This is a genomic window from Streptomyces sp. (assembly GCF_035563135.1).
Lineage (GTDB): Bacteria > Actinomycetota > Actinomycetes > Streptomycetales > Streptomycetaceae > Streptomyces.
This window is the reverse complement of sequence record NZ_DATMVN010000246.1, coordinates 1-6549: the sequence shown is the minus strand read 5'-3', so window position 1 is coordinate 6549 and position 6549 is coordinate 1. Positions and strand designations below refer to the sequence as shown.

The 6549-nt window shown below is 71.4% G+C and carries 6 protein-coding genes; 5 read left to right on the top strand and 1 reads right to left on the bottom strand.

Annotated features, from left to right (window positions below):
- The coding region (locus tag VN520_RS10605; RefSeq protein ID WP_325746618.1) for an HAD-IB family hydrolase at positions 1–881 on the bottom strand (881 nt) is incomplete at its 3' end.
- A gap of 144 nt (positions 882–1025) precedes the next feature.
- Here VN520_RS10605 and VN520_RS10600 point away from each other — a divergent pair.
- The 5 genes from VN520_RS10600 (at position 1026) to VN520_RS10580 (ending at position 6507) form a co-directional block, all read left to right on the top strand.
- Positions 1026–1301, top strand: coding sequence for a glutaredoxin family protein (locus VN520_RS10600; protein ID WP_325746617.1), 276 nt, complete (start codon positions 1026–1028; stop codon positions 1299–1301).
- Positions 1302–1587: 286 nt separating this feature from the next.
- Positions 1588–2373, top strand: coding sequence for a redox-sensing transcriptional repressor Rex (locus tag VN520_RS10595; protein ID WP_325746616.1), 786 nt, complete (start codon positions 1588–1590; stop codon positions 2371–2373).
- Positions 2370–3863 (top strand): glutamyl-tRNA reductase, encoded by a 1494-nt coding sequence (locus tag VN520_RS10590; protein ID WP_325746615.1) that lies wholly within the window; start codon positions 2370–2372, stop codon positions 3861–3863. The genes VN520_RS10595 and VN520_RS10590 overlap by 4 nt, the downstream gene beginning before the upstream one ends.
- Positions 3860–4846: a hydroxymethylbilane synthase gene (gene hemC, locus VN520_RS10585; protein WP_325746614.1), complete on the top strand. Its 987-nt coding sequence runs from the start codon at positions 3860–3862 to the stop codon at positions 4844–4846. Before VN520_RS10590 ends, hemC begins: the two co-directional genes overlap by 4 nt.
- The gene (locus tag VN520_RS10580) at positions 4843–6507 is read left to right on the top strand and encodes a bifunctional uroporphyrinogen-III C-methyltransferase/uroporphyrinogen-III synthase (protein WP_325746613.1); all 1665 of its coding nucleotides are present in this window, start codon (positions 4843–4845) and stop codon (positions 6505–6507) included. The genes hemC and VN520_RS10580 overlap by 4 nt, the downstream gene beginning before the upstream one ends.
- Positions 6508–6549: the final 42 nt, after the last annotated feature.

Sequence of the window (6549 nt, the reverse complement as noted above, 5' to 3'; positions counted from 1 at the left end):
CCCGCCGCTGCCGGGATGCCGACCTTGGCCGCCTTGCGGCCGGTGCGGTAGTCGCGCAGCCGCCAGTCCAGGGAGCGGGCGTGCTTGCGCAGCTTGGAGTCCGGGTTGATCGCGTACGGGTGGCCGACCAGGGAGAGCATCGGGATGTCGTTGTGCGAGTCGCTGTACGCCGCGCAGCGCTCCAGGTCCAGGCCCTCGGCCGCGGCCAGTGCGCGGACCGCCTCGGCCTTCGCGGGGCCGTGCAGGGGCTCTCCGACCAGCCGGCCGGTGTAGACGCCGTCGACCGACTCGGCGACCGTGCCCAGGGCGCCGGTGAGGCCCAGGCGGCGGGCGATGATCGTGGCCGTCTCCACCGGGGCGGCGGTGACCAGCCAGACCCGCTGGCCCGCGTCGAGGTGGGCCTGGGCGAGAGCGCGGGTGCCGGGCCAGATGCGGTCGGCCATGTACTCGTCGTAGATCTCCTCGCCGATGGACATCAGCTCGGAGACGCGGTGGCCCTTGACGATGGACAGGGCGCTGTCACGGGCGTCCTGCATGTGCTCCGGGTCCTCGACGCCGGCCAGCCGGAACCAGGCCTGCTGCCAGGCGAACCTGGTCAGTTCCCGGCGCTGGAAGAACTTCCGCTTGTACAGACCGCGGCCGAAGTGGAAGATCGCGGCGCCCTGCATCACGGTGTTGTCGAGGTCGAAGAAGGCTGCCGCCCTCAGGTCCCCGGCCACCGGGAACACGGGCTCCCGGGTGCCTTCGGAGAGGGCCGGCCGTCCGTCGGGGCCGGCCGGGAGGGCCGTCTTCCGTGCGGCTTCGGCGGCGGCCTCGCCTGCGAGCACGCTGCGCGCCGTGGCGGGGCGCCTGCGGGGGGTGAGCCATCCAAGAGCGGCCATGTCGTGAGCATAGCCATTCTGTTCGGCTCTTCCCGACGCGGCGGGATGCCGCGGCGTGAACTCTCCGGGGCCGGAGCGTTAAACGGGTGACACCGCGTCCCTGCCGTTCCCGGGAGGGCCCGGGGGCAGGCGCAGAATGAAGGTATGAGTGCTCTGCTGCGTCGTAGGAAGAAGAAGCCCGCGGACCGGGTGGTGACCCTCGTGGGGAAGCCCGGGTGCCATCTCTGTGAGGACGCCCGGCTGGTGGTGAGCGCGGTCTGCGAGGAGACCGGCGCGTCCTGGGTGGAGAAGGACATCACGCAGGACGAGGCGCTGCACAAGGAGTACTGGGAGCAGATCCCGGTGGTCCTGATCGATGACGAACAGCACACCTTCTGGCGGGTGGACCCGCAGAGGCTGCGCACGGCGTTGCGTACGTGAGGGGGCTTCCTCGGTGAAACCCGGTTAACATCGTGGGCGTTTTGAGTGGCCTCGGGGGGCGTGGACATGAGGAGTGTGTACCGTCTTGCCCCCTTCGGGCCCGCAACGGGCTGATGACGTCCCGGGTTCCGGGATTACGCAGCGAATATGCGTGACCCCGGTCACTTTGACCGGACAAAACGGACACCATCTTTGTGCACGCGTTCACAAAGACATAGCCTGCTGTGGACGGGGCGGTCATAGGACATACGGCCGCCTGCAGCCCCGCTCATCCCGCAGGAGCACCGTGGCAACTGGCCGAACTCACCGACCGGCGACCCGTAGCCGAGGAATTCCCGAGGCCACCGTCGCCAGGCTTCCGCTGTATCTCCGCGCACTGACAGCGCTCTCCGAGCGCTCGGTTCCCACGGTCTCCTCCGAGGAACTCGCCGCGGCGGCGGGAGTCAATTCCGCCAAGCTGCGCAAGGACTTCAGTTATCTGGGCTCCTACGGCACACGCGGTGTCGGGTACGACGTCGAGTATCTCGTCTACCAGATCTCCCGTGAACTCGGGCTCACCCAGGACTGGCCGGTCGCCATCGTCGGCATCGGTAACCTCGGCGCCGCACTCGCCAACTACGGCGGTTTCGCCTCCCGTGGTTTCCGGGTCGCCGCGCTGATAGACGCCGACCCCGCCATGGCGGGTACGCCGGTGGCCGGGATCGCCGTCCAGCACACCGACGACCTGGACCGGATCATCAGCGAGAACGGTGTGTCCATCGGTGTCATCACCACCCCGCCCGGCGCGGCGCAGCAGGTCTGCGACCGGCTCGTCGCGGCGGGCGTGACCTCCATCCTGAACTTCGCGCCGACGGTGCTCTCCGTGCCCGACGGTGTGGACGTGCGCAAGGTCGATCTCTCGATCGAGCTGCAGATCCTCGCCTTCCACGAGCAGCGCAAGGCCGGCGAGGAGGCCGCCGCCGACGGCAGGGCGGGTGCGGTCGACGGCCCCGACGCGGCGCCGCCGGTCCGCGCCACTTCCGCCGGCCGGAAGGGACCTGACGGGGACATGCCCGCCGTGATGCCGGCATGAGTCTCCTGGTCGTAGGACTGAGTCACCGCAGCGCCCCTGTCTCCGTGCTGGAGCGGGCGTCCCTCCCGGCCGAGGCGCGGACGAAGCTGCTTCAGAGCACCCTCGCCGCGGAGCCCGCGACCGAGGCCGCCGTCCTGGCCACGTGCAACCGCATCGAGCTGTACGCGGACGTGGACAAGTTCCACGCCGGGGTCGCCGAGCTGTCCACCCTGCTCGCGCAGCACAGCGGGGTCGGGCTGGACGAGCTCACTCCTTATCTTTATGTGCACTACGAGGACCGTGCCGTCCACCACCTCTTCTCGGTGGCGTGCGGGCTGGACTCGATGGTCGTCGGCGAGGGCCAGATCCTCGGCCAGATCAAGGACGCGCTGGCGCTGGGGCAGGAGCTCCACACGGCGGGCCGTCTGCTGAACGACCTCTTCCAGCAGGCCCTGCGGGTCGGCAAGCGTGCCCACAGCGAGACCGGGATCGACCGGGCCGGGCAGTCGCTCGTCACCTTCGGTCTCGAACAGCTGGCCGACGGCGCCGAGGTCACCGCGTGGGCGGCGGGCAAGCACGCGCTGGTGATCGGCGCGGGCTCGATGTCCTCGCTCGCCGCGGCCACCCTGGCCCGTGCGGGTGTCGAGGAGATCGTCGTCGCCAACCGGACCCGGGCCCGTGCCGACCGGCTCGTCGAGATCCTCGGCCAGACCGGCGTCCCGACGGTGCGCGCCGTGGAGATGGCCGGGGTCGCGGACGAACTGGCACGTGCCGATGTCGTCGTGTCCTGCACGGGTGCGACCGGGCTCGTCCTGACGGCACAGGCCGTGGCCGCCGCGCTCGGCGTCGGCTTCGACACCGCGGTCCGGGAGCCCGAGGCCCCCGCGGCCGCCGCCCCCGACGCGCTGGACCAGCACGCCGCGTGGGTCGAGAACGGTTCCGCCACGGCCGCAGCTCAGGACCGGGCCGTGCGCCGGGTGCCCGTGCGGCCGGTCTTCACCGGCCCGGCCCGGCTCCATCTGCTCGACCTCGCGATGCCGCGCGACATCGACGGAGCGGCCCACCGCATCGCCGGTGTGCGCCTCGTCGACATCGAGTCGCTCGCCGAGGCGTCCGCGGACGCTCCGATGGCCGCCGATGTGGACCAGGTGCGCACCCTCGTCGCCGACGAGGTCGCCGCGTTCGGGGCCGCTCAGCGCGCCGCCCACATCACCCCGACCGTCGTCGCCCTGCGCACCATGGCCGCGGATGTGGTGGCCGGCGAGATCGCGCGGCTCGACGGGCGCCTTCCCGGCCTCGACGAGAAGCAGCGCGCCGAGATCACCCAGACCGTGCGCCGTGTCGTCGACAAGCTCCTGCACGCGCCCACCGTGCGGGTCAAGCAGCTCGCGAGCGAGCCCGGCGGTGCCGGGTACGCCGATGCGCTGCGGGAACTCTTCGACCTCGACCCGCAGACGGTGGCCGCCGTCTCCCGGGCAGACCTGAACGACCCGAATAGAGGGCGGTCATGACCGACAACTCACCCCTGGGCGGGGAGACCACCACACCGCTCCGGCTAGGTACCCGGCGCAGCAAGCTCGCCATGGCGCAGTCCGGCATGGTCGCTGATGCGGTCCGTGAGGTGACCGGGCGTGCCGTCGAGCTCGTCGAGATCACCACGTACGGGGACGTCTCCCGGGAGCACCTGGCGCAGATCGGCGGGACCGGTGTGTTCGTCGCCGCGCTGCGCGAGGCGCTGCTGAGCGGTGAGGTGGACTTCGCCGTCCACTCGCTCAAGGATCTGCCGACCGTGCAGCCCGAGGGCCTCGTGCTGGCCGCCGTGCCGGTGCGCGAGGACCCGCGTGACGCCCTGGTGGCGCGGGACGGGCTGTCCTTCGAGCAGCTGCCGCCCGGTGCCCGCATCGGTACCGGCTCGCCGCGCCGCATGGCGCAGCTCAACGCGTACGCCCGCTCGCACGGCCTCGAGATAGAGACCGTCGCGATCCGTGGCAACGTCGATACGCGCATCGGTTTTGTACGAAGCGGGGAGCTGGACGCGGTGGTTCTCGCCGCCGCGGGGCTCAGCCGCCTCGGACGCACGGACGAGGTCACCGGCTTCCTGCCGGTCGACACCGTCCTGCCCGCTCCCGGCCAGGGAGCACTGGCGATCGAGTGCGCTGAAAGCAGCGCCGACCTCGCCGCAGCTCTCGCCGAGCTCGACGACCCGTACACCCGGGTCGCCGTGACCGCCGAGCGCGCCCTGCTCAACGCCCTGGAGGCCGGCTGTTCCGCACCTGTGGGTGCGCTGGCCGACCTCCTGGCCGACGGGCAGGTTGTCAACGAACTGCGCCTGCGCGGTGTCGTCGGTTCGACCGACGGCACTTCCCTGGTGCAGCTGTCCATCACCGGTCCCGTCCCCACGTCGCACGGCGACGCGGCGGCCCTCGGTCGCGAGCTCGCGGCCGAGATGCTCGCCAAGGGTGCGGCCGGTCTTATGGGGGAGCGAGCACTTTGAGCCCCACCGGCCCTGTCGTATCCGACTTCCCTGTCCTGTCCTCAGGGCATGTCACCTTCCTCGGCGCCGGTCCCGGCGACCCGGGACTGCTGACTCTGCGCGCCGTCGAGGCGCTTGCGAGCGCGGACGTCCTTGTCGCTGAACCGGAGGTTCTCGACGTCGTTCGCTGCCATGCGCGGGCAGGGGTAAGCACGCCTGAGATGACGGTTGTTGACATGGCGTCAACACCCGCAGGAGTACCCGTCCTCAGGGATGCCGCCAATCTTGTCATGGAGGCAGCGAAGGGCGGCAGGCGGGTGGTCCGTGCTGTCACGGGCGACCCCGGCCTGGACGGCAACACGGGTGCCGAGATGCTCGCCTGCGCTGCCGCGGGTGTGCCCTTCGAGGTCGTGCCCGGCATCGCGAACGCGGTCGGTGTGCCCGCGTACGCCGGTGTGCCGCTGCGTGACGCGCAGGGTGCCGATGTGCGTTTCGTCGACGCGCGCACGGCGTCGGACCGCTGCTGGTCCGAGGTCGGTGCGAGCGACGCGACGGCCGTCGTGTCCGCGTCGCTCGACTCGGTGGCCGCGGCCGCCGGTGAGCTGGTCTCGGCGGGCCGTAAGCCGGACACCCCGCTCACGGTCACGATCGCGGGGACGACGACCCGCCAGCGCACCTGGACGGCGACCCTCGGGACGATCGCCCAGGTCCTCAAGCAGGCCAAGGTCCTCCCGTCGCCGGACGGGCACCTGCCGGTGATAGCCGTCGTCGGCGAGCGCAGCTCCGCCGCCCAGCGCGACCAGCTCGCGTGGTTCGAGTCGAAGCCGCTGTTCGGCTGGAAGGTGCTCGTACCGCGTACGAAGGAGCAGGCGGCGTCGCTCTCCGAGCAGCTGCGTTCGTACGGTGCCGTGCCGCACGAGGTCCCGACGATCGCCGTCGAGCCGCCGCGCACGCCGCAGCAGATGGAGCGCGCGGTCAAGGGTCTGGTCACGGGCCGCTACGAGTGGATCGCGTTCACCTCGGTCAACGCGGTGAAGGCCGTGCGGGAGAAGTTCGAGGAGTACGGGCTCGACGCCCGTGCCTTCGCCGGGATCAAGGTCGCGGCCGTCGGTGAGCAGACCGCCGCCGCGCTGATCGACTTCGGTGTGAAGCCGGATCTCGTGCCGTCCGGTGAGCAGTCCGCCGCCGGTCTGCTGGAGGACTGGCCGCCGTACGACCCGGTCTTCGACCCGATCGACCGGGTGTTCCTGCCGCGTGCCGACATCGCCACGGAGACGCTGGTGGCCGGGCTCATCGAGCTGGGCTGGGAGGTCGACGACGTCACCGCGTACCGCACGGTCCGCGCTTCGCCGCCGCCGGCCGACACCCGCGAGGCGATCAAGGGCGGCGGCTTCGACGCGGTGCTGTTCACCTCGTCCTCGACGGTCCGCAACCTGGTCGGGATCGCGGGCAAGCCGCACAACGTGACGGTGATCGCGTGCATCGGCCCGGCGACGGCGAAGACCGCCGAGGAGCACGGCCTGCGGGTCGACGTCCTGTCCCCGGAGCCCTCGGTCCACAAGCTGGCCCAGGCGCTGGCGGACTTCGGCGCGCAGCGCCGGGCCGCGCAGATCGAGGCGGGCGACGCCGTGAAGCGGCCGAGCGAGAAGCGGCCGCAGAGAAGGAGGGCTCGCACCTCGTGAACGCACCGCACCCGGCCACCCGCCCTGCCCCGTACGGCAACG

Bases quoted from the DNA above. Each gene is read 5' to 3' on its own strand.
- VN520_RS10600 (WP_325746617.1), top strand. From the start codon at position 1,026: ATGAGTGCTCTGCTGCGTCGTAGGAAGAAGAAGCCCGCGGACCGGGTG.
- VN520_RS10590 (WP_325746615.1), top strand. From the start codon at position 2,370: ATGAGTCTCCTGGTCGTAGGACTGAGTCACCGCAGCGCCCCTGTCTCC.
- hemC (WP_325746614.1), top strand. From the start codon at position 3,860: ATGACCGACAACTCACCCCTGGGCGGGGAGACCACCACACCGCTCCGG.